The following is a 26,379-nucleotide window of genomic DNA, read 5'->3' on the forward strand; positions in this document are numbered from 1 at the left end:
CGCCCTACAGCGCGCATTGACGCTCCGCATCCGCCGTTACCCCTGCAGACCGCGGGGCGTAGTCGTTGCAGCGTAATGCTTGCGGCATAAACCCGGCACGGCATTTCCTGCGCCTTCCTTGCCCTTCCAAGCGTATGGAATGGAAGAAAAACCACAGATTGCGAGTGGTGGTGAAGTCGGCCATTATCCGCACTACGCCGCGCCCAGGCGGCCGAACAGGTGTCAGGTGCTTGTGGACGTTTCCTCGCTCACCGATACAACGATAGAAGCGATTCACACCTTCGCTTGTGGTCCCGTTCGCCGCGCATGGGTAAACGCGCTCACGACGCCAATGGCAACGGCAATAGCCGTAATGCAACCTTCCGATGGACGCGCGGCACGGGGCGCACCCTGCGAGGTAGAACTGGATTCGGGCAAGCACCCATCGCTCGACCTTGAGGCCATGGAGTGCGATGCCACTGCCCTCCAATGGCAGGCATCCAGTGGCAAGGCCTACGTCATGCAGCGCCTTCCCGCCGCCGCAGCCTTCGTTCCCTGTTCCATACAGTCTTTAACGGAGTCAGACCCACTTGGGGAGGGCGCTGTGAGTGAGATCGACCTTGGCAGCCGCAGCGGTTCATGCATTGTCTTCCGCCACATCATGCCGCCAATGACACTCGGCATAGCGCTGGCGCATCCTGGCCAGGCACCTGACAGTTCATTCAAGCCGACGCCGCTTCGCGCGGCTTGACCCAGGTGTCAGCTTGCTTTTGGAGCTTGCATGTCATCACAGAACAATCCCTATGCGCCAGGTGAATCAGTCGTTGGCACCGAGCGCATCGTCGGCGAAGCCGCCTCTGCTGGCCGCCGTTTTCTGACGTTCATGGTCGACTTCCTCGTCGTCCGCTCAACCTTCTTTGTCGGCGAAGTCGCCTACGTGGTCGTCTATGGGCCGGAAGCATACGACGCAGCAACCAGCTCGGCCTGGTCATCTGTGGCATTTGTGCTTCTGTACGTCCTCTACTACCTCGCATTGGAGTCCATCTTCGGACGCACACTTGGAAAAGTGCTCTTGGGCACCAGGGTGGTGACCGAATCCGGCACCACACCATCGTTATCTGCGGTCCTTGTTCGAACACTTTCCCGCCTGATACCCCTTGAGCCCGTATCTTTTACACTCGCCGACACCTGGTGGCATGACTCGCTCAGCAAGACCAAGGTGTTGCGCGTCCGACGAGCAAGCTAGCAGTCCGTCCAGGCCGAAGCCGCTCCGCGGCGCGGATCAATTCAGGCGTTAAACCGCATGAGCCACCCTCACGCATTTTAATCCTGGCCCTTCAGCCTTCACTTTTAAGCTGGCGTTATCACCATCCGCCAGGTCATGGAGGACTTGGAGCCGATCCGCGAGATCCACCATGACCCGACGGCGACTGGCAATTCTTGTGCGCCGCGCCCCTGGATGAGAAAGATCTAAAACTCGTCCGCCTGAGCTGCATTACCGAAAAGATTCTACTATTGCCGGGCTGGCCGAGATGCCGCCTAACCGGTGTACCACTCGGCAGGAATTCAAGCGCTTCATCAACCCCGCGAAGATGAGGCCTAACAATTCGTCCAAGTCGGACCCGATTCGCGGCACAGCTCTACTCAGGGGTCAGGCATCATGGAAAAAGCATCCTTACCATCGGAGACCGCAGCCAGCTTTGGTGGCTTCGTACTGGCTCACGCCGCAATGATTGCATCGACACTCAGCGGCGGCGAGTTGATCTGTCCTTTCGCTGTAGTAAAAAAGGGTGACAGACGCCAAGTCTTCGATTTTGAGGCGGACACGCAAGCTGAGGCAGTTGAGAGAGGCAAGGCCAGCCTCGTACACCTGAAAGATCAAGTTGAAGCCTGGGCATTCGCACGGGAAGGTCTGTGGTCAGGCCCGGACTTGCCATCGAAGATTGATGTACTGGTTGTCTCTTCCTGGGCGCCAGACATGGACGAGCCGCTCGTGCTGCTTCAGGCCTTCAGCCCGGCCCAGACTGGTAATTTCAGGCTACTGGGTCAATTGGAGATTACGCAGGACGGCCAAGGGGTCGTGAGTGAGTCAATGCGTTGTCTCATCTCCGCCGCGCAAGCAGGTATCGCAGACAGCAACGTTCCTTGGTCGAGTTGGCTGGTCCATGATGCCTAACGATTCATTCAAACCGAAGCCGTCTCGTGGGCCGGGCTAGTTCCGGCGCCAAGCCTCCTACCCAATCTTCTCGCAATCTTCAGGAAATCTCCGACTTGGACATCCCGCGATTCTTCAACATCACGGAAAGTGCGCACCGAATCCACAATCCGTTCACGCCAGAAAAGTTCGCAACGCTTGGCGAGGCACTGCGCCTGAAGTCCGGAGACCGCGTGCTTGATCTTGGTAGCGGTTCGGGCGAGATGCTATGCACCTGGGCACGCGACCACGGCATCGTCGGCACCGGCATCGACATGAGTTCGCTGTTCACCGCACACGCCAGACAGCGCGCCGAAGAACTCGGCGTCGCCCATCAGGTCAATTTCATCCACGGCGATGCAAGCGGCTACATCGCTGACGATAAAGCTGACGTTGCGGCTTGTGTCGGTGCCACCTGGATTGGCGGAGGCGTCGCTGGAACCATCGAGCTTCTGGCCAGGAGCCTGCGTACCGGCGGAGTCATCCTGATTGGCGAGCCATACTGGCGGCAGTTGCCGCCAACGGAAGATATCGCCAGGAAATGTCTTGCCAACTCAATCTCCAACTTCCTCATTCTTCCGGAGCTTCTCGCATCCTTCGGCAAGCTTGGTTACGACGTCGTTGAGATGGTTCTGGCCAATCAGGATGGCTGGGACAGATACGAGGCCGCCAAGTGGCTTACGATGCGCCGATGGCTGGAGAAAAACCCCGACGATGAGTTGGCGGATGAGATCCGCTCCAAACTCAGCACAGAGCCTGGGCGCCACGCCGCCTACACGCGCGAATATCTGGGCTGGGGCGTGTTTGCACTCATGCCAGGAATCAGCCCCGGGAAGACCTGACAACTTGTTGAAGCAGATGCTGCCCCGCGGCGCAGCCCAATCCAGACGCCAGGGCTCATATGGAAAAGTTCGCCATCTCCGTTCCGTGGCTCACCCCTGGCGCTTCCCTCCATCGTGTTCCTGCCATTCCGTCCTCGCTCCCGCCTACATGGCTTCTTCACCGCCTTGATCGCCGTTGCAACGGGCTGGTCATTCAATCTGGCGTAGGCCATTGCGGCTCAGGCGATCCCTGCCAATGAAGCGCCGGACACCAATGGAGCTGCCCGTAACGGACAGCATCTTGGCGGACGATTGGAGCGGGGCCCTGGCCCGATCTGATCTGCGGCCAGGCCGTTCACTCACGCCGGCGCGCATGGAACGCGCCGGCATGGTTCACACATCAGGCTCCACAGGGGAAATCATGCGCAACTCACTAATCGTCCTGGCGTTGCTCTGCTCATCGTGCGCATCCACCGGCCCCGAGCGCACATCGTCACATGCATCCATCGGCCAGGAGGGAACCTCCATCCAGACCGCCGTCCCCATCAAAGCCACGAACAGCGCGGAGGGGGTTGCCGCCGAGTATGCCTGGACTGCCCGGAAGCACCCCGGCTTCAAGCGGGAGAGCCAGTCACTCCTGCTGGAAGGTAAAAGGGCCTACGACCTGATCGAGATCACCACGGCCGATGGCAAGCGCATGGCCTACTACTTCGACGTCACATCCTTCTTCGGAAAATGGTGAGACGCCTGCCGGCGCAGCCGGGCATCCCAGCCTGATCCAGGCACAAGGCGACGCGGGCGCGCGCATCACCGCTCGTGTCCGCCCCCTGGAGCCGGGTGGATAGCAACGCATCGCGCATCTCCAACGGAGGGCACCATGGGACTTCTGACCTTCAGCATCAACGTCACCCTGGACGGCTGCATCGATCACCGCGAGGGCGTCGTCGACGACGAAACCCATGCCTTCTTCACCCGCCTCATGGACGAGAGCGGCGCGATGCTGTGGGGCCGTGTCACCTACGAGATGATGGAAAGCCACTGGCCGGCAGTCGCCCGTGGCGACGTGGAGGCGCCCGCGTCGATGCGCGAATGGGCGGTCAAACTGGACGCCAAGCCGAAGTACGTGGTGTCGACGACGCGGAAGGCGTTTCCCTGGGCGAACAGCCACCTCATCACCGGCGATCTGCGTGCGGGCGTGCAGCGGCTCAAGGACGCGACGCCGGCCGGGGTACTGCTCGGTAGCGGCAAGCTGGCGACCGAGCTGGACCGGCTGGATCTGATCGACGAATACAGGTTCCTGGTCCACCCCAGGATCGTTGGCCATGGCCCTGCCCTGTACGGCAGCGGGTTGCCCTGTACGCGGCGGCTGGAGCTGGTCGCTGCGCAGCCCATGCGCTGCGGTGCGGTGGCCATGCATTACCGACGCGCCCCCTGAGCCGCACAAGGACGCTGCCGGCCGGGCATTTCGAGCCGATCCCGCCTTGCCGCAACGCTCGATCCGGGCGCCTTGCCCGCGATCCGGCCACGCGTCGTCCTGCCACGGGCCTGAGCGCGGGCGGAGTTCGTCCGCGCCTTCCCGGCAGGATTTCATCGACCAGGGCGCAGATGATCCAGGACTGCGCGCGGGGATCAGGTGCCCGGGCAAATCGCGGCGAGCCTGGCAGTCCACTCACGCCGGCACCGCTTCGCGGCGCGGCCCAGTCCAGACGACAGGCCCTGCATGCTGCATCTGCTGGTATTGATCGCTGTCTTCTCGACGCTGCTGCTCCTGCATGCGTCGTTTCGCCTGTACCGGATCATTGCCGCCGAGAGGCCGGAGTGGATCCCGGTCGGGCAGCCATCGGCACGGTTTTATGCGGGCATCCCGCGGATCCTTCTGGCCAATGTCCAGTTCCAGGTATTGAAGGTCGCCTTCAGCTCCAGGGCCCGCCAGCTCACCACACACTCTGCCGCACGCCATGTACGCCACATGCGCTTGGCTCTGCCCCTCGGCGCAGCGGCGTTCTACATGGCGGTATTCGCCAGTTCGTGAATCGGGCCCGATAATTCACCCCAGCCGCCCGACCCGTGGGCCAACCCGTCCCGGATACCCGAGCCTGCAACCATGCTTCGCCCCATACACCCGGCATTACTCGTGGCCATCAAGGTACTTCTATCGGCCCTTGTGGCATGGGCACTGGCGTATCCGTTCCTCCAGCCCGAACCCGTCGGCCTGGCGAAAGAGCTTTCCGTGCTTGGCATATACGGCGCCCTGTTCCTCGGCCTCGTCTTCCTGGCGTTGGTGGCGGCGTACGCGAATGATCTACGCCGGGTGCTGGCGCGTGTTTCCGCCGGCAACAGGACGGCGACGCCCCGCTCTGTCTGGTGGATGCTGGTACTTCCCTACAACTTCATCGAGGACTTCTTCATCATCCACGCCGTCACGACGTCATTGCGGCGCGAAGCGCAATGCCGCGGCGGGCTGGGGCAGATGAAATCGTTTGGTGCCCGCACCGGGTTCGGCTGGTGCGCGGCGCAGATCGGCTCCTTGATTCCCAATGACGTCGGCTCCCTGTTCGCCCTGCTGGCGCTGGTCATGTGGGTGATCCACTGGAGACTGATCCGCAAGGCACTGGCAGCGCTGGTTGCGTCCCGGCCCGGTGCGCAACCAGCCGGCGCTGGCGTGCCTTCGGACCCCGCCTGATTGCGGCCCTGCGGCGCACCGGCGTTCCGGCCTGGCGACCGCAGATGACGGCAGTACGACCAGCTACCGCATCCGGACGGAACAGGTCCAGGCTCATGTGCGCACGGCACCAGAAGCCCTCGCTCCCGCCGTCGCAGTTCCTGGCAGCGGTCAGCGGCGTCCTCCGGGCGCCGCCCATTCCCGATGACGATGGCGGTCTGCGCGCGGGTCCCCTGTTCGAAGAGCCGGCGCGAATGGACGGCATGCTTTTCGATGCATCGTCCGTGTCGTGCGACGCCGACGAGGCCGATGCCATTTTTCAGGATGATGTCGAGTTCCATCACGGCACCGATGGCCTGTCCGTAGGCGGGCAGGTGCGGAAAAACACCCGTCGACCGGCCGCCTCATGCCCGGCGGATCGCGGCATCACCCACACGGTCGTTCCCGGCACCCTGCGCACTTGCCCCATCCAGGACTACGGCGCCATGCAGGCCGGGAAACACAGGTTCGACGAGCGTGGCGTGGCTGCCAGCACGCCGGCGCAGTTCGTCAGCGTGTGGCATCTGCACGATGGGATGGCGTCTCGCCCGTGTTTTCGGCTTCGACCATCACGCCATTGACGCTTCGCGGTGAGGCTGCCGGCAACGCTGCAGCACCTGCCATCCGGGCAATCGTCGACGCCCGTTCCCCAGGCCACAACGCGCTCTGCGTCGGGCACCGCGGATGCCGGCATGCCATCGTGCGGCGCGCGCCGTGGCCCTGCCCGATCCATCACCCATGCGCGAACAACAAGGGCGCCACGCGGCGCCCTTGTCCGTTCACTACGCATCAGGAACTCAATGCGTGGCCGCGGCGTCCTTCGCGCCGAGGCCAAGTTCCGTGGCCAGGTTGCGCTTCCAGGTGTCGAAGTCGATGCCCTGCTCCGCCGCTTCGGCGTGCGCGGCGTCCTTCAGCGCATCGGAGTACATCAGCCGCACCGGGGTGCCGCTGCGCTCGTGCAGCTCGGCGGCCTGCATGATCAGCGCCAGCACGCGGGCGGCGCTGGGGGTTTCGCCGGCGATCTTGCCGTCCATGCCCAGCACCCACTCGCCATCGCGGCGCACGATGCCGGCCAGCAGCGTGCGCTGCTGGTCGCGCAGTTCGGCATGCGGTTCCACCGCGGGCTTCGGCGCCGGGTTGGCCGCGGCCTGGTTGCGCTCGCGCTCGGCCAGCTTCTTCTTCGCCTCGCGGCGGCCCTTGGAGTGGATGGACATGGTTGCAGCTTCCGGTGGCGGCCATGCTGGCCGGTAAGGGGGAGAGTGACGCAGGCGGGGTGATGCGGGAAGGGATGCCTGGCCTAGATGTGCATGTGCGGGCCGGCCAGGTGGCGCTCGCGGCGGTGTTCCCAGTACCAGAACGCGAAACCCAGCAGCATGAAACCGGCCATGCCCAGCGCCAGGTGCAGCGGCTTGCCGCTGAGCAGCGGCGACACCACGCCGGCCACCACGGTGCTGATCATCAGCTGCACGAAGGCCTGCAGCGACGAGGCCAGGCCGCGCTGCTGCGGGTACATGTCCAGCACCGCCAGCGCCAGCACCGGGAAGATCAGCGCCATGCCCAGCCCGCCGAGGAAGATGGGCAGCACCGCCCACGGCAGCTGCAACTGCGCCACCGAGGCCGCATAGGCGATGTTCAACACCGCCGACAGCGCACAGCAGGCGAAGCCGATGCTGATCTGCCGCACCGGCGGCGTGCGCCCGGCCATGCGCCCGGACAGGAACGCGCCGGTGGTCATGCCACCGATGGTGGGAATGAACAGCCACGCAAAGCCGCCTTCGCCCAGGCGCAGGTGCTGCATCACGAACACCGGCGCCGAGGCGATGTACAGGAAGATGCCGCCGAAGTTGATGCTGCCGGCCAGGGCCAGGCGCAGGAAACGCGGGTTGAAGCCGATGCGCAGGTAATCGCGCAGCAGGCCACGCGGGGACAGCGCGGTGCGTGCCGCCGGCGGGTGCGTTTCCGGCAGCCAGCGCGCGGTGGTGGCGACCAGCAGCAGCGAGAACACCACCAGGAACCAGAAGATCAGCGGCCAGTCGCCGCCGCCGAGCAGGATCCAGCCGCCGATGATGGGGGCGATGGCCGGGGCGATGCCGAAGATCATCGACACCTGGCTCATCAGCCGCTGCGCGTCGGGGCCGTGGTAGAGGTCGCGGATCACCGCGCGGCCGACGATCATGCCGACGCCGGCGGAAACGCCCTGCAGCGCGCGGAACACCAGCAGCGTGCCCAGGTGGGTGGACAGCGCGCAGCCGACCGAAGCGGCGGCGAACAGCACCAGCCCGCCGAGGATCACCCGCTTGCGCCCCCACGCATCGGACAGCGGGCCGTGCGCCAGGCTCATCAGGCCGTAGAACAGCAGGTAGACGCTGATGGTCTGCTGCACCGCCACCTCGTCCACCGCCAGCTCCCGCGCCAGCAGCGGGAACGCCGGGAAGATGGTGTCGATGGAAAACGGCCCGAACATGGACAACCCGGCGAGCAGCAGGGCCAGGCGGCGGGTGGACGGCGAAGCGGTGGTCATGGCGTATCCGGCGGGGCGTGCGCGGCGACGCACGACGGGCGCCGGCCCTGTGCGGGCGGCGCCTGGGAAAAACGGGAAGCCGTCCATGATAGGCCCGTGGCGGCGGCGGCGCCATGCAGGCGGGCACCCGGGGGGCCGCGGGAGCGCGGCCCGTTCAGCCTGGCGGCCACGCCGGTGGCCCGGGGCAACGGCTATAATCGGCGCGCTACACGGTGGGAGAAGCGGTTCATCGCTGCCGAAGGCGCAAACGCCCGCAATCGCTCAGGCCCGATACCACCTGCGTCAAAACTCTGGAGAGACCGGTTCAATCCGGCGCCGAAGGTGCACGAGGCGCGCGACCCGCAGGTCGTGCCTTCCAAACTCTCAGGCAAAAGGACAGAGGGGCACGAGGCGAGCCACCGGCTTGCCGGCCGTGGTGCCGCGTGCGCGGAACCGCCGCCGGAAGGCATGGGCTCGCCGACCCAGCCCCGCACGCCACCCTCCGGACGTCCGTCATGCCCCAGAACACGCCTTCGCTGCGCGAACTCGAACACGCCTCCGCCTTCGTCGACCGCCATATCGGCCCCAACGATGCCGAAATCGCGCAGATGCTGCGCGTGGTCGGCCATGACTCGCTCGACGCGCTGACCGACGCCATCGTCCCCGCCGCGATCAAGTCGCCCGCCCCGCTGGCCCTGCCCGAGTCGCTGACCGAAGTGCAGGCACTGGCCAGGATCCGCGCCATCGCCAGCAAGAACAAGGTGCTGCGCAGCTTCATCGGCCAGGGCTATTACGGCACCCATACGCCGAACGTGATCCTGCGCAACATCCTCGAGAACCCGGCCTGGTACACCGCCTACACCCCGTACCAGGCAGAAATCTCGCAGGGCCGCATGGAAGCGCTGATCAACTTCCAGCAGATGGTCGCCGACCTGACCGGCATGGAGATCGCCAACGCCTCGCTGCTGGACGAAGCCACCGCTGCGGCCGAAGCCATGACCCTGGCCAAGCGTTCGGCCAAGTCCAAGTCCGACGTGTTCTTCGTGCACGACGCGGTGCACCCGCAGACCCTGGAGCTGCTGCGCACCCGTGCCGAGCCGATGGGCATCACCCTGCGCGTGGGCACCCCGGCCGAGGCGCTGGACGCCGATTGCTTCGGCGTGCTGCTGCAGTACCCGGACACCTTCGGCCACATCGGCGGCCACAAGGCGCTGGTCGAGGCCGTGCATGCCCGCCAGGGCCTGGTGGCGGTGGCCACCGACCTGCTGGCGCTGACCCTCATCACCGCCCCCGGCGAATGGGGCGCGGACATCGTGGTCGGCAACAGCCAGCGCTTCGGCGTGCCGTTCGGCTTCGGTGGCCCGCACGCCGCGTTCATGGCCTGCCGCGACGCCTACAAGCGCTCGATGCCAGGCCGCCTGATCGGCGTGTCGGTCGACGCCGAAGGCAAGCCGGCCTACCGCCTGACCCTGCAGACCCGCGAGCAGCACATCCGCCGCGAGAAGGCCACCTCCAACATCTGCACCGCGCAGGTGCTGCTGGCGGTGATGGCCTCCATGTACGCCGTCTACCACGGCCCGGAAGGCCTGACCCGCATCGCCCGCCGCACCCACCGCCTGGCCGCCATCCTGGCCGCGGCGCTGCGCGGCAACGGCGTGGACGTGGGCGAGCACTTCTTCGACACCCTGCACGTGCGCAACGTCGACGCCGCCGCGCTGCAGGCCAGGGCCGTGGCCGCGGGCATCAACCTGCGCGTGATCGACAGCGAGGCGGTGGGCATCAGCCTGGACGAAACCGCCACCCGCGAGGACATCGTCGCGCTGGGCGCGCTGTTCGGCGCCAGCGTCGACGTGGACGCGCTGGACGCGACCACCGCCGACGCGCTGCCGGCCGCCCTGGTGCGCCGGTCCGCGTTCCTGACCCACCCGGTGTTCAACACCCACCACAGCGAACACGAACTGCTGCGCTACCTGCGCTCGCTGGCCGACAAGGACCTGGCGATGGACCGCACGATGATCCCGCTGGGCTCGTGCACCATGAAGCTCAACGCCACCGCCGAGATGATCCCGGTGACCTGGCCGGAGTTCGCCAACATCCACCCGCTGGCCCCGGCCGACCAGGCCCAGGGCTACAAGGAACTGATCGACGGGCTGGAAGCGATGCTGGTGGAATGCACCGGCTACGACGCGGTGAGCCTGCAGCCGAACTCCGGCGCGCAGGGCGAATATGCCGGCCTGCTGGCAATCCGCGCCTACCACGCCTCGCGCGGCGAGAGCCACCGCGACATCTGCCTGATCCCGGATTCGGCGCACGGCACCAACCCGGCCTCGGCGCAGATGTGCGGCATGAAGGTGGTGGTCACCAAGACCGACGCCAACGGCAACGTCGACGTCGAGGACATCCGCGCCAACGCCGAGAAGTACAGCGACCGCCTGGCCGCGATCATGATGACCTACCCGTCCACGCACGGCGTGTTCGAGGAAGAGGTGGTGGAGATCTGCCAGATCATCCACAAGCACGGCGGCCAGGTGTACACCGACGGCGCCAACATGAACGCCCTGGTCGGCGTGGCCAAGCCCGGCAAGTGGGGCTCGGACGTGTCGCACCTGAACCTGCACAAGACCTTCTGCATCCCGCACGGCGGCGGCGGCCCGGGCGTGGGCCCGTGCGCGGTCAAGTCGCACCTCGCGCCGTTCCTGCCGGGCGCGCTGGTCGCCGACGGCCTGCGCACCCAGGGCGTGGGCAACGGCGCCATGGTCTCGGCCGCCACCTTCGGCAGCGCCTCGATCCTGCCCATCAGCTGGATGTACATCGCGCTGATGGGCGCGGCCGGCCTGCGCAAGGCCACCCAGGTCGCCCTGCTCAACGCCAACTACATCGCCACGCGCCTGGCCCCGCACTACAAGACCCTGTACACCGGTCGCAACGGCCTGGTGGCGCACGAGTGCATCCTCGACGTGCGGCCGCTGGAGAAGACCTCCGGCATCGGCGCCGAGGACGTGGCCAAGCGCCTGATCGACTTCGGCTTCCACGCCCCGACCCTGAGCTTCCCGGTGGCCGGCACGCTGATGGTCGAGCCGACCGAGAGCGAGTCGCAGTACGAACTGGACCGCTTCATCGACGCGATGATCCAGATCCGCGCCGAGATCCAGGCGATCGAGGACGGCCGCCTGGACCGCGAGGACAACCCGCTCAAGCACGCCCCGCACACCGCCACCGCGGTGTCGGCCAGCCAGTGGACCCACGCCTACCCGCGCGAGCTGGCGGCGTTCCCGCTGGCCTCGCTCAAGCAGTCCAAGTACTGGCCGCCGGTGGCGCGCGTGGACAACGTCTATGGCGACAAGAACATCATGTGCGCCTGCATCCCGGTGGATGCCTACAAGGAAGACGTCGAAGCCTGACCCGGGCAGCGATGCCACGTAAAAGGTAAAAGGCAACGGCCCGCGCAAGCGGGCCGTTCGCTTTGCGTGCGTACGTCTGACGTGAACATGCGGCGCGCGCCTACGGCCAGCGCACCCGGTCGTCCGCTTGTCCGCCCGGCCACCCAGTGATAACGTCCGTTATAACAAACGGCGGAGTCCCACCATGAAGCTCAAGATCACCAGCATCGGCAACTCGTCCGGCATCATCCTGCCCAAGGAACTGCTTGCACGCCTGCGCCTGGAAAAAGGCGACGAGCTGCATGCGCTGGAAACGCCCGACGGCATCCGCCTGACCATATTCGACCCGGAGCTTGCCGCGCAGATGGAGGTGGCCGAGGCGATCATGCGCGAAGACCGCCAGGTGCTGCACAAGCTGGCGCAGTGAGGCGGTCATGATCCGCTGGATCAGCAAGCCACTGGCACTGGCCATCCACGACCGCCAGCTCGCCGAACATGGCGGCGGCAGCGGCGTGCGCGACGACGCCCTGCTCGACTCCGCGCTCGCACGCGCGCAGCAGCTGCACGCCTATGGCGAGCCACCGCCAGACCTGGCCGATCTTGCCGCCAGCCTGGCCTACGGCCTGGCGCGCAACCATCCGTTCGTCGATGGCAACAAGCGCACCGCGCATGTCTGCTACCGCGTGTTCATCGCCCTCAATGACGGCCAGCTGACCGCGACCGACGAAGAGAAGTACATCGCCATGCTGGGCCTGGCCGAAGGCGCCACCAGCGAAGCCGAGTTCGCCGCCTGGCTGCGCCCGCGCATCCGCATCGACGCCGGCGGCCACGTGCAGGAACCGCGCGCGGGCCACGCCGATTGAAGCGCGGCACCACCGCCGCGCACCGGCCCATCACCGGCCCCAGCAACCGCTCTTCTTCAACCCGGCATCGGCTTGTGGCATGCGCCCCACGCGCAGCCCGCCTCTTTGCCTGCATAGCCGCAGGCTGGACTCCCGCGCCGCAGCGCACAGCCGGACGTCACTCCGGCGCGGCGGTTTCCTGCTGCCGCGCCGCAATCATCGCCCGGTACTGGCGCGGGGCCATGCCCACCTCGGCCTTGAACTTGCGGGTGAACGCGCTCTGGTCGGTAAAGCCGCAGGCCTGGCCGATGCTGGCCACGCTGTCCTGCCCGTGCAGCAGGTGCAGGGCGATCTGGATGCGCAGGCGCGTGAGCACCTGCTGCGGCGTCATCTGGAACACCTTGCGAAAACTGCGCTCCAGCTTGCTCAGCGAAAACCCGGTGATGTCCAGCAGGGTCTGCATGCGCACGTTTTCGGCGTAATGGGTGTTGAGGTAATCCAGCGCCAGCCGCAACGGCTCGTACTGCGATTCCAGCCCGCCGCGCTGGCCCAGGTCGCGCGAGATGCCGATCAGCCCCACCACCCTGCCGTTCTCCACGATGGGCCGCTTGCAGGTCAGGCACCAGCCCGGCTGGCGGTTGGCAAACAGCTGCAGCTCCATCACGTTCTCGATCACCTCGCCGCCCAGCACGCGCGCGTCCTGGGCCACGTAGGCCTCGCTCATGCCCGCCGGGTACAGCTCGTCGGCGCGCTTGCCGATGACCTCGCCGCGCGACTTCACCCCCAGCCGCTGCATCATCGTCTTGTTGACGTGCGTGTAGCGGCCCTGCGCGTCCTTGGCGAAGAACAGCACGCTGGGAATGGCGTCGAACAGGGCTTCGATCTCGGCGGGGTCGATACGCATCAAGCGGGGGTCCGGCAGCAGTGCAGTAACCGCATTCTAGCCAAGCCCTCCGTCGCCGCCGGGCACGGGCCGGCATAACGCACCGGCAACGGCCGCTTCACCTTCTGCCCGCATCGCCCGGCCTATACCTGCAAGCCCACACCCACGGGAGTACCGCCATGACCCAGGGCGACAAATCCAGCTACACCGACAAGCAGAAGCGCCAGGCCGCGCACATCGAAAAGAGCGAAAAAGCCCGCGGTGCCAGCCCCCGAACCGCCGAGCGCATCGCCTGGGCCACGGTCAACAAGCACGATGGCGGTGGCAAGAAATCCGGCAGCGGGCGCAAACCGCACGACACCCGCCACTGAACGCGCCAGCGCGGCGCCGGCACCCGGCAGGTACGCAACGGCCGGCGCGTCCTGGCCCTGCCCGACTCAGCGCGTGGCTGGCGCCGCCGGTGCCGCAGGCGGTGCCGCCGCCGCGGCGCCGCGCACTCTTCTGGGTACGGCCTGCACCTGGCGCACCGAGGTGATGGGCACGGCCTCGGCGCGCTGCTGCGCCGGCCACCACAGGTAGACAAAGGCGCTGCTGGTACCCAGCAAGCGCGCCTGGCCGGGCTGCGGCGCCGCATCGCCCAGCATGTGCACGCGCACCGGCGTGCCGCGGCCCTTCTCGCGCACCAGTTCGCCCTTGGTCTGCATGTACACCGCCGAGCCCAACAGCATGAACAACGCCACCACCAGGCTCACCCCGGTGATGGGGTGGATGCCAATGCCGTCCCAGGTCATGATCCGCGCCTTCGGAAACGCCATGCGCGCCCACCAGCGCCGCCGGCGCAGGTCGGCCACGTAGTCCGGGTAACGGCGGCGCAGTGCCTCCGGCCAGCTCACCAGTACCGCCAGCAGCACGCCGATGGCGAAGATCAGCACACTGCCCGGGTCGCGCAGGCCCGCCACCAGGTAATCGCTGGCCTGCAGGTAATCGGCAATGCTGATGCCGAAGCCGTGGTAGAACCACGCGCTCGACCACAGCCCCAGGAAACCCACCAGCACGTACGCCGCTGAAAACATCAGCGCCGGCTCGCGGCACCCGCGCCGCCACAGGTTCAGCACCCACGATTCATCGCCCGTGCCCACGTCGGGAATCGGCGACCAGTTCATCGGCGTGGCGGGCGGCGCGCCAGCCGGCACCGCCTGTTTGTCGTCCTGCCCTGCGTGCGTCATGCACTCCCCCTTTTGCTGCCGCAGCATCGCCTATTTGCCCCACCCGAGGGAAGCGACGGGCCAGCACCCGCTGGCATGGCACACCCGCCCCTGGCGAAACCGCACTGGCGCGCGTCTATCCATGCGGATATAGTTAGCCGCCTTACAATAAGCCGCGCTACTTTCATGCTCGAACAGAAATACCTTGCCCTGCTGCAGGAAGCGCAGCGCCGGCAGCTGCCCGACGTGGAAGGCATCCAGCTGTGCTTCCGCACCCTGTCGCTGGCCACCGCGATCGACCGCGACTGCGCCGCGCTGCTGGCGCCGCACGGCCTGTCCGAAGGCCGCTTCGTGCTGCTGTTCCTGCTCGATGCCGCGCCGGACGGGCTGGCGCCCAACGCACTGGCCGAACAGGCCGGCATCACCCGCGCCACCGTTACCGGCCTGCTCGACGGGCTGGAGCGCGAAGGCCTGGCCGAGCGCCAGGCCGACGCCAGCGACCGCCGCGCCCTGCGGGTCACGCTCACCCGCAAGGGCAAGCGCGTGGCCAGAACCGTGTTCGAGCAGCACGGCCGCTGGATCGCCAGCCTGTTCGGCGGGCTGTCGGCCAGCGAACGCACGCAACTGGGTGCGCTGCTCGGCAAGGTCGCCACCCACCTCAGCGGTGGCGACGGCGCCGCCGCATGACCACTGCCGCACGCAAAGGCGCCAGCCGCGCCGCCGACATTCCTGTCCCGGTGCTGCAGGCACTGTCCCGCGGCGAACTGCCCAGCGCCACCCTCGCCGAAGCGCTCGCGCTGGACCAGGCCACCCTGCTGCGCACCGTGTTCCCCGGCCTGCCCCCGGCGGCGCTGGCGGCCGCGGACACGGCCTGCACCCTGGGCATCCTCAAGCGCATGGACGCCATTGCCGCCGTGGTGCTCGCCCACCACGGCGCCGCTGCCATCGCCACCTGCCGCCTGCACGCCGCCGATACCGTGCGTGGCTGGGCCTGCTTCATGATCGGCCGCCAGCCCGGGCTGGACCTGCCCACGCGGCTGCAGGCCATCCGCCCGCTGGCCGACGACCCGCACTTCGGCGTGCGCGAATGGGCATGGATGGCCGTGCGCCCGCACCTGGCCGCGGACCTGGATACGGCCATCGCGCACCTGGCGGCGTGGACCGACAACCCGTCCGACCGCCTGCGCCGCTTCGCCTGCGAAGCCCTGCGCCCGCGCGGCGTGTGGTGCGCGCATATCGCCGCGCTCAAGCGCGAACCGGCGCGCATGCTGCCCATCCTCGCCCCGCTGCGCGCCGACCCCTCCACCTACGTGCAGGACTCGGTGGGCAACTGGCTCAACGACGCCGCCAAGGACCAGCCGCACTGGGTGCGCCAACACTGCGCCCAGTGGCAACGCGACACCCCCGGCGCCGCCACCGCCCGCATCTGCCAACGCGCCCTGCGCAACCTCGCCTGAAAGGAGCCCCGCATGCCCCACTACCTCGTGGAACTGTATACGCCCAACGCCGCCTGGACCGCCCTGCCCGCCGCACAGCGCCAGCAGTTCCTCGACGCCATCGGCGCCGCCATGGGCGGCCTGTCCAGCCACGGCATCGACGTGCTGGCGCTGGGCCCCACCGACCCCGGCATCGACCACGCCAGCGCGCACCGCTTCCTCGGCATCTGGCGCTTCCCGGACACGCAGGCGCGCGATGCCCTGCTCGCCGGCATCCACGCCAGCGGCTGGTACACCTACTTCGACCACATCAACGCCGCCAGCGACGAAGGCGGCTTCGCAACGCACCTGCAGCAACTGGCCGCGGCCTGAGCCCACGCCGGCGCATGGCCATTGGCCGTGCGCCGTGCGCGTGCTGCGCCCCCTCAGTGCAGGGAATCGCCGTACGCCAGTTCCGCCTCCACCCGCGCCGGGTCACGCGACACCCTTGCCGGCAGCGCACGCGGCACCGCATACACCGCCTGCGCCTCTTCCACCCGCAAGCGCGCACCCGCGCCGGCTGCCAGCCGCTGCGTTTCCACCGCATCCAGCACCCCGCGCATGGCCGCCGCCGCATCGAACACCGCACGCCCCATCGACGGCACCGTACCGCGCGCCCACCCGGCCGCATTGCCGGTGGCCAGCACATCGCCCTGTGCCGCCAGCGTGCGCACCCAGCCATCCAGCGCATCCACCTGCGCCAGCGTGACGCCGAAGGCGTAGCCCTGCGCCTGGTCCGCGGCATCGCGCGCGGGCGCGCCCGCCTGCACCGCACGCTGCGCGGGCCACGACACATCATCCAGCACCAGGTCCACCTGGTCGCCCAACAGTTCCAGGCAGAACGCCACCTCGGCCAGGCGCACCTCGCGCGCCGGCGAATCCGTCGCATCGGCCAGCGGCTGCATCAACCGCAGCAGGAACTTGATGTGGTCGCTCAGCCGCACCAGCCGTTGCTGGCTGTCTTCGGGCAGGTAGTAGCCCGGCCTGTCATCGTCCAACGTGTGCATCGCCATCGTTGCCGCCTCCTTCCATGAAGTGGCCGCCCGCCGCGAACGGCGGACGGGAAGTCGGGAGGCTAGAAACCGCACGAAGACGGCGGGCGTATTCCCCTTGCGGGTCTTGTATTAGCCGCCCTCCCGACGCAGGCATCGCGTCGGTTGTACCCGCAAGGCAGGCACAAAAAACCCACCGGTTTTTCGGAGGTGGGGACCGCTTCGTGAGGAGTTTCTAGGCTCCGAGCCCCAGCATGCGAGCGGGCCCCACCGGGGTCAATGGCGGATTACCATTATCAGGAATTTCCTACAGCAACTCGATGCCATGCCCGACGCACTCCATGAACTCCAGTCTGCCATGCGCCAGTTTGCGCAGGAACGCGACTGGGAGCAGTTCCACAGCCCCAAGAACCTTGCCATGGCCCTGAGCATCGAAGCCGGCGAGCTGATGGAGCACTTCCAGTGGCTCACCGAAACCCAGAGCCGGAACCTGAGCGACGAGCGCAAGGCTCAAGTCGGCACGGAAATTGCCGATGTCCTGCTTTACCTGCTGCGCCTGTGCGATGTATTGCAGATCGACCCGGCCGACGCCGCACGCGGCAAGCTCGCGCTCAACGCGAAGAAATACCCGGTTGAACTTGCAAAAGGGCGCAGCGACAAGTACACCGAGCTTCACGGAAGCGGGGAAACATCAGGGAAAGATCCAGCGTGATTGTCTATCAGTCCACACGGGCCGGATTCCTAAGGGATTCGGAAGAAAACGCCATCGAGGAAATCGTGGCGCAGGCCTTCCTTCAGAAGACCAAGCGATATGCCCCCACCCCGGAATTCCGCGCGTGGCGCCATTCGCTGATGCAGATGGTGGACGTGCTCGCCGATGACGACCTGCCCGATGACATGGGCGTGGGCATCGAGTTCGGCATTCCCTACAGCAACAAGCGCATCGATTTCATCCTGAGCGGCCATGCCGCCGACAGCGAACCGCGCGCGATCATCGTCGAACTCAAGCAGTGGTCCGAGTCCAGGGTCACCGACAAGGACGGCATCATCATTGCCCAGCGCGGCGGCCCGGCGGAAAGCGAGGGCATCCACCCCAGCTACCAGGCGTGGTCCTATGCCGCGCTGCTGGAAGGCTTCAACACGGCCGTGCACGAAGGCGGCATCCAGCTCAAGCCCTGCGCCTACCTGCACAACCATGTTCGTAATGGCGCCATCGACGACCCCCGCTATACCGCCCATCTGGACAAGGCACCGGTATTCCTGCGTGGACCGAGCGAGAAGCAGAAGCTGCGCGCCTTCATCAAGCAACACGTCAAGCGTGGCGACAACGCCGAGCTGCTGTACCGCATCGAGAACGGCCGCGTGCGCCCGTCCAAGATGCTGGCCGACAGCGTTGCCGGCATGCTCAAGGGCAACGAGGAGTTCGTACTGATCGACGACCAGAAACTGGTCTACGAAAACTGCCTCGCCCGCGCCGCACAGGCCAGCGACACCCGCAAGCAGGTCGTCATCGTCAAGGGCGGCCCGGGCACCGGCAAATCGGTGGTGGCGGTCAACCTGCTGGTGGAACTGACCAAGCGCGGCCTGACCACCAAGTACGTTTCCAAGAACGCCGCGCCGCGTGCCGTCTACGCGCAGAAGCTGGCCGGGCACCTCCGCAAGTACGAAATCGCCAGCCTGTTCTCCGGCTCCGGCGGTTTCCATACCACCGAGCCCCACGTCTTCGACGTGCTGGTGGTGGACGAGGCCCACCGCCTCAATGAAAAGAGTGGCCTGTACGGCAACCTCGGCGACAACCAGGTCATGGAGCTGATCCGCAGCGCCCGTTGCACCGTGTTCTTCGTGGACGACGACCAGATAGTCACCCTGTCCGACATCGGCCATACAGAAGAACTGCGCCGCTGGGCGGCCTACTTCGACGCCGGGGTCAGCCTGCTTGAACTGTCGTCCCAGTTCCGCTGCGCCGGCTCGGACAGCTACATCGCGTGGTTGGACAACCTGCTTGGCATCCGCGAAACCGCCAATACCGACTTCGACCGCGGCGCCTTCGAATTCGGCATCGTCGACTCCCCACGCGATCTGCACCAACTGATCCGCGAGAAGAACCGCGACAACAACAAATCGCGCATGGTCGCCGGCTACTGCTGGGACTGGAAGAGCAAGAAAGACCCCAACGCCTGGGACATTGAAATCCCCGAACACGACTACCGCGCCCAGTGGAACCTGGGCAGTGACGGCAGCCTGTGGGCCATCGCCGACAACTCCGTCGAGCAGGTCGGCTGCATCCACACCAGCCAAGGCCTGGAGATGGACTACGTGGGCGTGATCATTGGCCCCGATCTGGCCTGGCGCGATGGCCGGCTCGTTACCGACCCCAGCAAGCGCTCAAAGCAGGACCGTTCGATTTGGGGCTACAAGTCGCAGGCCAAGAGCAACCCCGAGGTTCATAACCGGGTGGATCGGATCATCCGGAATACCTACAAGACGCTGATGAGCCGGGGAATGAAGGGTTGCTATGTCCATGTCAGTGACCAAGCCTTAAAAACAGCGATACGCGGATGATCGATTTCAACTCAAAGCAGGCATTTTGCGTCCGCGAAACCATGAACGAATCAAAATACGGCCGCCCCCCCTGCAAATGTCCGGCGCGCCACTCAAGGAATCTTGCAACTCACTCACTATGCCCCGCATGTCACGCACACACCTAGACACGATCAAAAACAAAAGCGAAGGTGATAGCGTTCCACATGAGAGCCCCACGCGACATGGGGAAAGATAGGGAGATCAATTAATGTTAGGAGAAACGAAATGACAGCCTCAGCCACTTCGGATCAAAAGCCATTAACAGGAACAATCGAAACAAAATTCGGCTCACCACCGCAGCTTCCCAACGATTTTGTTTCGCGCGGCCACTACATTGAAAGCCTACGAGATCTTCTTAACAATGATGACTTAGTGGTTTTTCTTGAAGCCGATCAAGGTGCGGGAAAAACCATGCTTCTCTCGCACTTCTGCAGAACGTACCCCTCAGTAACATTCTCACTTTTCATCAAAGCCACAAGCAAAATCTCCTATTCGCTGGAGTATTTGCAGCAACTTCTGGCTGAGCAGTTCTGGACCTTTGTTTCGGACTCCCCCATCCCCGACAACCAGTTTGACGAAGGAGCTTTCAGGCGACTCATTCTACAGGTGAGAAAAAAGAGCCGAGGGTCACGTCTATTCATAGTGGTAGACGGACTTCAGCAGGTTCCGCCTGAGGAGGCCCGCCAGATCTTTACTGACCTTCTACCTATCGGTGTTGAGAATTTTTCTTTCTTGGTCAGCGCTCCGGAAGACGTAATGGCCAAACACATCGGCGGTGTTCGAAGCAAGTCATTCCCTCTGCCAAAGTTTGGAGACTACGAGGCAGAGGGATACCTATCAGATCTAGCGCTTACACTTTCTCAACGAGATCAGGTAAAGAGATTATGTCGCGGCAACATAGGAAACCTTGCGTCCTTTAAACGCCTGATCGCATCGGGACGGACAGCGGACGAGCTACTTTCTGCCAACATCGATCAGCACCTGGACTTCGTTCGATTGGAGTTCAGTGCATTGCCGGATCTCGACCCAAGCATAAAGCTAGCACTCGCCGTACTGGGCCAGTCAAAGCAAGAGCTTACTTGGATAGACCTTGCGAGCATTGTATCAAGCGTCAGCGCTGATACGCTGCACTCTACTTGTTCTGAACTCCCTTTCCTTGTGGAAGATCCCGGAACATCTATTGTCTCTTTTACATCTGAAGCACATCGCGCTATCGCGGCCGGCCTACTGGATGACTATCGCGAGCGAGCGCTAAATTCACTTATAGACTACCTCTCCGCAAATCCAAATAGCTCAATCGCGCTACAATTTCTCCCGACCTACTACAGACTCATGGGACAGAGAAAAGAGATTGTCAGCTGCATATCTGCTGATCACTACGACAGCCTACTCAAAGAAACCCAGTCGATATCTGCATTGAGAGGAAGAGCATCACTCGGCGTCCGCGCAGCATCCGAGCTTAAGGATGCCGTAGACGTGTATCGCTTCTCAATGGAGCGCAGCATGTTTGGCGCTCTCATCGCGACCGAAGATCTTCAAGCGGAAGTTGGCGCGTTAGCCGCCCTTGGAAAGGACGATAAGGCTTTAGATGTCGCGATCAATGCCCCCACACAGGAGGCACGCATCTCACTGCTTGCGGAGTACTGTCGTCGAGTACGCGAGAGAGAGGGAACTGTAGACCCCCAAATCATTGAGTACATCGGGGAAGTCGCCAGAGCGGTAAACTTCGACGAGCTCGGCGACGCTGCTGTTTCGATAGCAGAAAATCTTATATTTGTAATGCCAGATCTTGCATTGCAGATCCTTGACTCCGGCCTGAGCGGTCGATGGGCGAAGGATAAATCAAAAAATGAAGTCCTAGCGAGGATGTCATTCGCCGCCAGCATGGGGCAAAGAGGCGATTCGGGCGAGGGCGACAAGATAACCTCCGAAATTACCGACGAACGCCTCCAAAAGCTACTTTCCTCCTTGCGCTCGGTGATTGACCAATCATCCACAAAACAAGTCCTTTCTCTCGCGAGCGGAATGAAGATTGGCCCTCGAATGCAGTTTTTAAGATGGGTGATAGGCCTATGTGGTGACGAGCAGAATGCTGCGGAAGTGGTGTCATACGCGCTCGACCAGCTCGTAGCCAATTCCGAATATGTACCAAAGGCCGGAGACCTTGCGGACCTGGCGGCACCACTGCGTCTAATACAGGACGAAAGTCTTCGCCTAAGTTTATTAAGGAGGATCGAGGGGCAAATTCCGCTGATTGAACGATCATCGCTATCTAAGGACCTAACACTTTTGCAGATGAGGCTAGCACATGCCGAGTTCAGCATCAGCTTGGATCGATGTTCAGCGCGCATGAATGATGCCTACTTTGACGTAGACAACATCGGGAGCATTGAAACCAAAGTAGATTGCTTGGCTATCATGTTATCCGCTCTTGACGATGTGGACACTGAGCGAAAGCTTGAAGAAAGCGATGGCTTCAGTGAGGTGTTTCGGAAGGACCTTCTCTCAAATATTGATGCTCTGATACAAGATAGCGCAAACCAAGGTCGCGTTTTAAAAAGACCCATTCACTCCCTTGCTACGTATAGCGTTACACAAGCACTTGAAGTCGTGAATAGGCTGAATTCCGTGATGTCGCGTGACGACGCGCGATTAAACGTAATAAACGCAGCATGCAAGAGGCCGTGGACCGCCGCACTGGAGAGCGATATCAATGGCGCTATCGAATCCATAGAAGATCCTGCCAGACGAGATTTGGCCCTTCTAGCGGCGGCGCGTTCTGTCGTTACAGCAAAATCCCCTTTGCAATGGAGATCATTTCTCCGAAAGCTCCCCTTGCGCGCGAGCGACCCGCATTTCATCTGCGCCATTGTCATAGACGTCATGGAATTTTCGGTGGCTGAAGCCCCGGAAGACACCATTGACGACCTTATGACGACCTTCAGGTCCGCGATCGACACCATAGAATCACTCTTTGCTCGAGTAGAGTATCAGTACCAACTAGTCCCAATTGTGGCAAAGAAGGATTTTGCCTTAGCTGAATCCATCTACGAATCTGCCCTCTTACTTAATCGTAGCGAGACGCTTGGCAAGCGAGCCGTTGCTGATGTTGTCGCACATTGTCTTGCACTCATGTCACGTGCGTTCAGGCCACTCATGAAGTACGGCCGCGTGGGAGGACAGGACCTAGAAAGGATGTACAGGCTTTGCGATGCGATACCATGCGCATCCACCCGAGTTAACATTTACACCGATCTCGCCACGAAGTTCTGGTGTGAGCGTCGTACAGATGAGTGCAAGATGGTTGTTAGGGAAAAGATACGCCCCCTTATTAGTGCAAGCGATGCGGGGAATGAGGCCGACCGAGCGACCCTGATTTCATTAGCGGCTCCTGCGCTTTACGTTGCGCACACTGCGACTGCCCTACAAGATTTCGCCAAGCTCTCACCCCAACAAAGAACATCGGCACTCTACCGAGCAGGGAAGATGATCCTTATGCGGAAGAGCTCCGGCGAGCCTTGGCAGGACCTGGATGATGCCCGCATCATTCCCGACCATGAAGACCTCATGGATATTCTTGCACTATTGGAGAACGTGAGCGAAGACTGGTTAATTTGGGTTCTTATTGAAGCGGCCTGCCGAGCAATTTCATCCAAAGAGAACAGGGCGTGCCTAACTGGCCAACAAAAGCGCGACTTCGCAGTAAAGGCTCAAGAGCTAGCCCGGGCCAAACTTCCCGACAAGAAAAATATTCAGCACGACGGATATCTTATCGTTTGCCTCGCACAGACGATGCGAATACTTGAGGCCAAGTCGCCCGATTGGGATAAACTGATTGAGCGAGCGCGCTCGGTGAGCAATAAGGCTGACCGGGCATATGTTCTTATAGAAATATCGAAATGTCTTCCCGCTAAGTTGCTTGATTCGAGGAAGCAGCTATTAGCAGATGCCAGAGCGACTATTGATGATCTCCCTTCATCGTACGACAGGTTCATGCGGCTAGAGAGCTACATCCGCGCCGTGCGTCAAGTCGTACCGGCATTAGCAAAAAACGCATTAAGGGACGCACTTAAAATTTCACTCGACAGTGGGCATCGTGACGTAGCTTCTCGGTGGCGGCGGAATCTTGTTGATCTTGCGGACATGGTCAGTGCAGACCTTTCCCAGATGGTCTCAGAACTCTCAGATGAAGACCCCGCAAGATTGGAGATGAAAAGAGGATTTGATCGAGATATCGCGATCCAAGATATACGCAAGCGACTTTGCGACGACCGAGACGCAAAGGACGAGCAGAGCAGCGCTTCCGAGCTGTCTGATGCCGCGCAGCGCAACCTTTGCTCATTGGTCAGCGGCAGGATGCGGCCCAAGGACCCCGAAAGAATGATTGGCACCCTTATTAAATCCGGAGAAATGTATTTACCCGAGGCATATCCGGTACTCGCTTGGTATATTGAGAACTCCGCGTCAAAATGCATGCGTGATATTGATACGGAGTCTCGGATTCGACCATTACTTGAGGTCATTACGCTATCCAGTGAAATAGCGCTTAGCACAGCCAATCGCATAGGAGCCACAAAGAGCCGCGCACCGATTCCCGCCATAGGCATGACGTCAGATGGCGCACTCATTGTTAGACCTGGCCAACGTCAAGAGGCCATCGATTTTCTGAGGTTCTGGCTAAGAAACAACCCCTCAGATTCAATCATCCTTTGCGATGCGTACTTTTCAAATGCGGACTGTGAGTTTCTACAGTTGGTATTGGCGGAGTGCCCAACTGCTCAGGTGACGGTACTTACCAGCATGCGCGGCGTGAGCCAAATCGACTTTGATCGCGACAGCTTCCTCGGGCAGTGGAAGCTAGTGTCAGACGACGAGCCGCCTGCTACAGAAATCATTGCAATGGCGGAATACGACAATAGGGGACAGATTTTAATACACGACCGCTGGTTGATCAGCGGCACGGCAGCTCTTCGACTGGGCACCTCATACAACAGTCTAGGCATTGGCAAGCTCAGTGAGCTTTCACCGGTCCACGCGAACGAGTCGCCAGCTGTACTCGAAGAAGTCCTTAAGTACAAAAACAAGAATCGGCTGGTCAATGGCGTGCGAGCACAATACAACTCAGTAACCCTATGATTTCGAGGGAGGCCGCTTCCCAAGAAGCGGCATTTTGCTCATTCGCTTTTTGGAGCATCCTGCAAGGAGAACACCCGGTGGGCGACTCGAGTTCTATCACACCGTTCAATCTTAGGGGCGATGCCAGAATGCAGATGCATCTACCAAGCTCTTGCACCAGCTTGATAGCGTGAAACACTTATCACCCAGCATTAGATAGAAATTTGATCTTGACAGCAACTAAGAAGCCCCGCAGATGCGGGGCTTCTTAGTTCAACATCATCATTTCGGAGCTAGTGCCCCAGCTCCTGTGGAGCTAGCACCTCAACCCCACGGATCCTGCAGCACCATCGTGTGGTCGCGGTCCGGGCCGGTGGAGACGATGCTGATCGGGCAGCCGGCCAGTTCTTCCAGTGCGCGCAGGTAGGCGCGGGCGGCGGGCGGCAGCTGGTCCCACTCGGTGATGCCGTGGGTGTTCTCGCTCCAGCCCGGGAACTCCAAATACACCGGGGTGCACTCTTCCCAGCCCTGCGCGTCCAGCGGGGCGTATTCGGTGCGCTTGCCGCGGTATTCATAGGCAATGCACACCTTGAGCTTTTCCATGCCGTCGAGCACGTCCAGCTTGGTGATGCACAGGCCGGTGATGCCGTTGATGGCCACGGCGCGCTTGAGCGCGACGATGTCCATCCAGCCGCAGCGGCGCGGGCGGCCGGTGGAGGCGCCGTATTCGGCGCCGCGGTCGCGGATGCCCTGGCCGATTTCATCGTCCAGTTCGGTCGGGAACGGGCCACCGCCCACGCGGGTGGCGTAGGCCTTGGCGATGCCCAGCACGTAGTCGATGGCGTCGGCGCCCACGCCGGCGCCGGCCAGCGCGCCGCCCACGGTGGTGTTGGAGCTGGTGACGTACGGGTAGGTGCCGTGGTCGATGTCCAGCAGCGCGCCCTGCGCGCCTTCGAACAGCACGCGCTTGCCCTGCTTGCGCAGGTCGTGGCAGATGCCGGCCACGTCACTCTTCATCGGCTCGACGTACTCGCCAAAGGCCAGCGCTTCGGCGTAGACGCTGTCGAAATCCACCGGCTCCACGCCCAGGTACTTCGTCAGCACGAAGTTGTGGTAGTCCAGCGCGGTGCGCAGCTTTTCGGCCAGCTGTTCCGGGTAGTGCAGGTCGGCGATGCGGATGCCGCGGCGCGCCACCTTGTCTTCATAGGCCGGGCCAATGCCGCGGCCGGTGGTGCCGATGGCCTTGCCGCCGGCGGCCTTTTCGCGCGCCTGGTCCAGGGCAATGTGGTACGGCATGATCAGCGGCGCGGCCGGGGAAATCTTCAGGCGCGAGCGCACTTCCACGCCGGCCGTTTCCAGTTCTTCGATTTCCTTGCGCAGCGCGGCCGGGGAAATCACCACGCCGTTGCCGATCAGGCACAGCGCGTCGTCGCGCAGGATGCCGGATGGAATCAGGTGCAGGACGGTCTTCTTGCCGTTGATGACCAGGGTGTGGCCGGCGTTGTGGCCGCCCTGGAAACGCACGACGGCACCGATTTCCTCGGTGAGCAGATCGACGATCTTGCCCTTGCCTTCATCGCCCCACTGGGCGCCGAGAACAACAACTGATTGACCCATGGCGGGTGAACTCCTGAGTTGGCTGCGGCCATCGGGGCCGCGGACGGGACCGCGCGGGGCCGGCGGGCCTGCCGGGGTGGCGCTCCATCGGG

Annotated in this window: 25 protein-coding genes and 1 riboswitch; of the genes, 19 read left to right on the plus strand and 6 right to left on the minus strand. The window is 63.5% G+C overall.

All coding sequences use genetic code 11. The annotated features are described in order from the left end of the window. Positions 1–139 precede the first annotated feature (139 nt). The 9 genes from QQA12_RS11365 to QQA12_RS11405 all read left to right on the plus strand — a co-directional run bounded on the left by QQA12_RS11365 (position 140) and on the right by QQA12_RS11405 (position 6,276). Complete coding sequence (locus tag QQA12_RS11365) at positions 140–730, plus strand: hypothetical protein (protein ID WP_226049348.1); 591 nt, start codon at positions 140–142, stop codon at positions 728–730. 30 nt (positions 731–760) lie between these two features. Then, a complete protein-coding gene (locus QQA12_RS11370) occupies positions 761–1,225 on the plus strand; it encodes an RDD family protein (protein ID WP_226049349.1) in 465 nt (154 codons plus the stop codon). Between the two features lie 414 nt (positions 1,226–1,639). Continuing rightward, positions 1,640–2,155: a hypothetical protein gene (locus tag QQA12_RS11375; RefSeq protein WP_226049350.1), complete on the plus strand. Its 516-nt coding sequence runs from the start codon at positions 1,640–1,642 to the stop codon at positions 2,153–2,155. A 95-nt stretch (positions 2,156–2,250) separates the two neighbouring features. After that, complete coding sequence (locus QQA12_RS11380; protein WP_226049351.1) at positions 2,251–3,015, plus strand: class I SAM-dependent methyltransferase; 765 nt, start codon at positions 2,251–2,253, stop codon at positions 3,013–3,015. Positions 3,016–3,268: 253 nt separating this feature from the next. Next, complete coding sequence (locus tag QQA12_RS11385) at positions 3,269–3,736, plus strand: hypothetical protein (protein WP_226049352.1); 468 nt, start codon at positions 3,269–3,271, stop codon at positions 3,734–3,736. A gap of 135 nt (positions 3,737–3,871) precedes the next feature. Next, the gene (locus tag QQA12_RS11390; RefSeq protein WP_226049353.1) at positions 3,872–4,429 is read left to right on the plus strand and encodes a dihydrofolate reductase family protein; all 558 of its coding nucleotides are present in this window, start codon (positions 3,872–3,874) and stop codon (positions 4,427–4,429) included. A 285-nt stretch (positions 4,430–4,714) separates the two neighbouring features. Next, a complete protein-coding gene (locus QQA12_RS11395; protein WP_054666997.1) occupies positions 4,715–5,026 on the plus strand; it encodes a hypothetical protein in 312 nt (103 codons plus the stop codon). Between the two features lie 102 nt (positions 5,027–5,128). Continuing rightward, positions 5,129–5,677, plus strand: coding sequence for a hypothetical protein (locus QQA12_RS11400; protein WP_226049354.1), 549 nt, complete (start codon positions 5,129–5,131; stop codon positions 5,675–5,677). Between the two features lie 233 nt (positions 5,678–5,910). Further along, positions 5,911–6,276: a DUF4440 domain-containing protein gene (locus tag QQA12_RS11405; protein ID WP_226049355.1), complete on the plus strand. Its 366-nt coding sequence runs from the start codon at positions 5,911–5,913 to the stop codon at positions 6,274–6,276. Between the two features lie 216 nt (positions 6,277–6,492). Here QQA12_RS11405 and QQA12_RS11410 read toward each other — a convergent pair whose 3' ends face one another. After that, on the minus strand, positions 6,493–6,909 hold the full coding sequence (locus tag QQA12_RS11410; protein ID WP_054667001.1) for a hypothetical protein: 417 nt from the start codon (positions 6,907–6,909) through the stop codon (positions 6,493–6,495). 83 nt (positions 6,910–6,992) lie between these two features. Then, the gene (locus QQA12_RS11415) at positions 6,993–8,216 is read right to left on the minus strand and encodes a multidrug effflux MFS transporter (protein WP_226049356.1); all 1,224 of its coding nucleotides are present in this window, start codon (positions 8,214–8,216) and stop codon (positions 6,993–6,995) included. 280 nt (positions 8,217–8,496) lie between these two features. Next, a riboswitch (glycine riboswitch) is annotated at positions 8,497–8,605 on the plus strand. Between the two features lie 105 nt (positions 8,606–8,710). Between QQA12_RS11415 and gcvP the strand changes: the two genes are divergently transcribed. The 3 genes from gcvP (at position 8,711) to QQA12_RS11430 (ending at position 12,438) form a co-directional block, all read left to right on the plus strand. Then, positions 8,711–11,596: an aminomethyl-transferring glycine dehydrogenase gene (gene gcvP, locus QQA12_RS11420; protein WP_226049357.1), complete on the plus strand. Its 2,886-nt coding sequence runs from the start codon at positions 8,711–8,713 to the stop codon at positions 11,594–11,596. Between the two features lie 184 nt (positions 11,597–11,780). Further along, positions 11,781–12,002 (plus strand): AbrB/MazE/SpoVT family DNA-binding domain-containing protein, encoded by a 222-nt coding sequence (locus tag QQA12_RS11425; protein ID WP_226049358.1) that lies wholly within the window; start codon positions 11,781–11,783, stop codon positions 12,000–12,002. A 7-nt stretch (positions 12,003–12,009) separates the two neighbouring features. Continuing rightward, positions 12,010–12,438 carry a type II toxin-antitoxin system death-on-curing family toxin gene (locus QQA12_RS11430; RefSeq protein ID WP_226049359.1) on the plus strand — a complete coding sequence of 143 codons (429 nt, stop codon included), beginning with the start codon at positions 12,010–12,012 and terminating at the stop codon, positions 12,436–12,438. Between the two features lie 157 nt (positions 12,439–12,595). Here the strand turns inward: QQA12_RS11430 and QQA12_RS11435 are convergent, their stop codons facing one another. Continuing rightward, positions 12,596–13,324 (minus strand): AraC family transcriptional regulator, encoded by a 729-nt coding sequence (locus QQA12_RS11435; RefSeq protein WP_226049360.1) that lies wholly within the window; start codon positions 13,322–13,324, stop codon positions 12,596–12,598. A gap of 155 nt (positions 13,325–13,479) precedes the next feature. On the opposite strand from QQA12_RS11435, the gene QQA12_RS11440 reads away from it, so the two are divergent. Further along, positions 13,480–13,671 carry a hypothetical protein gene (locus QQA12_RS11440; protein ID WP_226049361.1) on the plus strand — a complete coding sequence of 64 codons (192 nt, stop codon included), beginning with the start codon at positions 13,480–13,482 and terminating at the stop codon, positions 13,669–13,671. A gap of 66 nt (positions 13,672–13,737) precedes the next feature. Here QQA12_RS11440 and QQA12_RS11445 read toward each other — a convergent pair whose 3' ends face one another. After that, positions 13,738–14,526 (minus strand): hypothetical protein, encoded by a 789-nt coding sequence (locus QQA12_RS11445; protein ID WP_226049362.1) that lies wholly within the window; start codon positions 14,524–14,526, stop codon positions 13,738–13,740. A gap of 165 nt (positions 14,527–14,691) precedes the next feature. Between QQA12_RS11445 and QQA12_RS11450 the strand changes: the two genes are divergently transcribed. Genes QQA12_RS11450 through QQA12_RS11460 form a run of 3 tightly spaced genes read left to right on the plus strand, consistent with a single transcriptional unit; the run spans position 14,692 to position 16,313 of the window. After that, complete coding sequence (locus QQA12_RS11450; RefSeq protein WP_226049363.1) at positions 14,692–15,192, plus strand: MarR family transcriptional regulator; 501 nt, start codon at positions 14,692–14,694, stop codon at positions 15,190–15,192. Next, entirely contained in the window at positions 15,189–15,962 is a 774-nt protein-coding gene (locus QQA12_RS11455) for a HEAT repeat domain-containing protein (protein WP_226049364.1), read from the plus strand. Before QQA12_RS11450 ends, QQA12_RS11455 begins: the two co-directional genes overlap by 4 nt. Positions 15,963–15,974: 12 nt before the next feature. Next, complete coding sequence (locus tag QQA12_RS11460; RefSeq protein WP_182334915.1) at positions 15,975–16,313, plus strand: DUF6616 family protein; 339 nt, start codon at positions 15,975–15,977, stop codon at positions 16,311–16,313. Positions 16,314–16,366: 53 nt separating this feature from the next. On the opposite strand, the gene QQA12_RS11465 is transcribed toward QQA12_RS11460, so the two are convergent. Further along, positions 16,367–16,993 carry a hypothetical protein gene (locus QQA12_RS11465; protein ID WP_226049365.1) on the minus strand — a complete coding sequence of 209 codons (627 nt, stop codon included), beginning with the start codon at positions 16,991–16,993 and terminating at the stop codon, positions 16,367–16,369. A 304-nt stretch (positions 16,994–17,297) separates the two neighbouring features. Between QQA12_RS11465 and QQA12_RS11470 the strand changes: the two genes are divergently transcribed. The 3 genes from QQA12_RS11470 to QQA12_RS11480 all read left to right on the plus strand — a co-directional run bounded on the left by QQA12_RS11470 (position 17,298) and on the right by QQA12_RS11480 (position 24,691). Next, positions 17,298–17,684, plus strand: coding sequence for a nucleotide pyrophosphohydrolase (locus tag QQA12_RS11470; RefSeq protein WP_226049366.1), 387 nt, complete (start codon positions 17,298–17,300; stop codon positions 17,682–17,684). Then, positions 17,681–19,534 carry a DUF2075 domain-containing protein gene (locus QQA12_RS11475; protein ID WP_226049367.1) on the plus strand — a complete coding sequence of 618 codons (1,854 nt, stop codon included), beginning with the start codon at positions 17,681–17,683 and terminating at the stop codon, positions 19,532–19,534. Before QQA12_RS11470 ends, QQA12_RS11475 begins: the two co-directional genes overlap by 4 nt. Positions 19,535–19,780: 246 nt before the next feature. Continuing rightward, positions 19,781–24,691 carry a hypothetical protein gene (locus QQA12_RS11480; RefSeq protein ID WP_226049368.1) on the plus strand — a complete coding sequence of 1,637 codons (4,911 nt, stop codon included), beginning with the start codon at positions 19,781–19,783 and terminating at the stop codon, positions 24,689–24,691. 303 nt (positions 24,692–24,994) lie between these two features. Here the strand turns inward: QQA12_RS11480 and QQA12_RS11485 are convergent, their stop codons facing one another. Further along, positions 24,995–26,287: an adenylosuccinate synthase gene (locus QQA12_RS11485; protein ID WP_056931330.1), complete on the minus strand. Its 1,293-nt coding sequence runs from the start codon at positions 26,285–26,287 to the stop codon at positions 24,995–24,997. Between the last annotated feature and the right edge of the window lie 92 nt (positions 26,288–26,379).

Origin of the sequence: Stenotrophomonas sp. 17(2023) (genome assembly GCF_030345315.1) — a bacterium.
GTDB classification, from domain to species: Bacteria; Pseudomonadota; Gammaproteobacteria; order Xanthomonadales; family Xanthomonadaceae; genus Stenotrophomonas; species Stenotrophomonas acidaminiphila.

Bases quoted from the DNA above. Each gene is read 5' to 3' on its own strand.
- QQA12_RS11375 (WP_226049350.1), top strand. From the start codon at position 1,640: ATGGAAAAAGCATCCTTACCATCGGAGACCGCAGCCAGCTTTGGTGGC.
- QQA12_RS11485 (WP_056931330.1), bottom strand. From the start codon at position 26,287: ATGGGTCAATCAGTTGTTGTTCTCGGCGCCCAGTGGGGCGATGAAGGC.
- QQA12_RS11445 (WP_226049362.1), bottom strand. From the start codon at position 14,526: ATGACGCACGCAGGGCAGGACGACAAACAGGCGGTGCCGGCTGGCGCG.
- QQA12_RS11365 (WP_226049348.1), top strand. From the start codon at position 140: ATGGAAGAAAAACCACAGATTGCGAGTGGTGGTGAAGTCGGCCATTAT.
- QQA12_RS11390 (WP_226049353.1), top strand. From the start codon at position 3,872: ATGGGACTTCTGACCTTCAGCATCAACGTCACCCTGGACGGCTGCATC.
- QQA12_RS11430 (WP_226049359.1), top strand. From the start codon at position 12,010: ATGATCCGCTGGATCAGCAAGCCACTGGCACTGGCCATCCACGACCGC.
- QQA12_RS11450 (WP_226049363.1), top strand. From the start codon at position 14,692: ATGCTCGAACAGAAATACCTTGCCCTGCTGCAGGAAGCGCAGCGCCGG.
- QQA12_RS11480 (WP_226049368.1), top strand. From the start codon at position 19,781: ATGACAGCCTCAGCCACTTCGGATCAAAAGCCATTAACAGGAACAATC.
- QQA12_RS11465 (WP_226049365.1), bottom strand. From the start codon at position 16,993: ATGGCGATGCACACGTTGGACGATGACAGGCCGGGCTACTACCTGCCC.
- QQA12_RS11405 (WP_226049355.1), top strand. From the start codon at position 5,911: ATGGACGGCATGCTTTTCGATGCATCGTCCGTGTCGTGCGACGCCGAC.
- QQA12_RS11410 (WP_054667001.1), bottom strand. From the start codon at position 6,909: ATGTCCATCCACTCCAAGGGCCGCCGCGAGGCGAAGAAGAAGCTGGCC.
- gcvP (WP_226049357.1), top strand. From the start codon at position 8,711: ATGCCCCAGAACACGCCTTCGCTGCGCGAACTCGAACACGCCTCCGCC.
- QQA12_RS11370 (WP_226049349.1), top strand. From the start codon at position 761: ATGTCATCACAGAACAATCCCTATGCGCCAGGTGAATCAGTCGTTGGC.
- QQA12_RS11455 (WP_226049364.1), top strand. From the start codon at position 15,189: ATGACCACTGCCGCACGCAAAGGCGCCAGCCGCGCCGCCGACATTCCT.
- QQA12_RS11425 (WP_226049358.1), top strand. From the start codon at position 11,781: ATGAAGCTCAAGATCACCAGCATCGGCAACTCGTCCGGCATCATCCTG.
- QQA12_RS11395 (WP_054666997.1), top strand. From the start codon at position 4,715: ATGCTGCATCTGCTGGTATTGATCGCTGTCTTCTCGACGCTGCTGCTC.
- QQA12_RS11415 (WP_226049356.1), bottom strand. From the start codon at position 8,216: ATGACCACCGCTTCGCCGTCCACCCGCCGCCTGGCCCTGCTGCTCGCC.
- QQA12_RS11460 (WP_182334915.1), top strand. From the start codon at position 15,975: ATGCCCCACTACCTCGTGGAACTGTATACGCCCAACGCCGCCTGGACC.
- QQA12_RS11385 (WP_226049352.1), top strand. From the start codon at position 3,269: ATGGAGCTGCCCGTAACGGACAGCATCTTGGCGGACGATTGGAGCGGG.
- QQA12_RS11440 (WP_226049361.1), top strand. From the start codon at position 13,480: ATGACCCAGGGCGACAAATCCAGCTACACCGACAAGCAGAAGCGCCAG.
- QQA12_RS11470 (WP_226049366.1), top strand. From the start codon at position 17,298: ATGCCCGACGCACTCCATGAACTCCAGTCTGCCATGCGCCAGTTTGCG.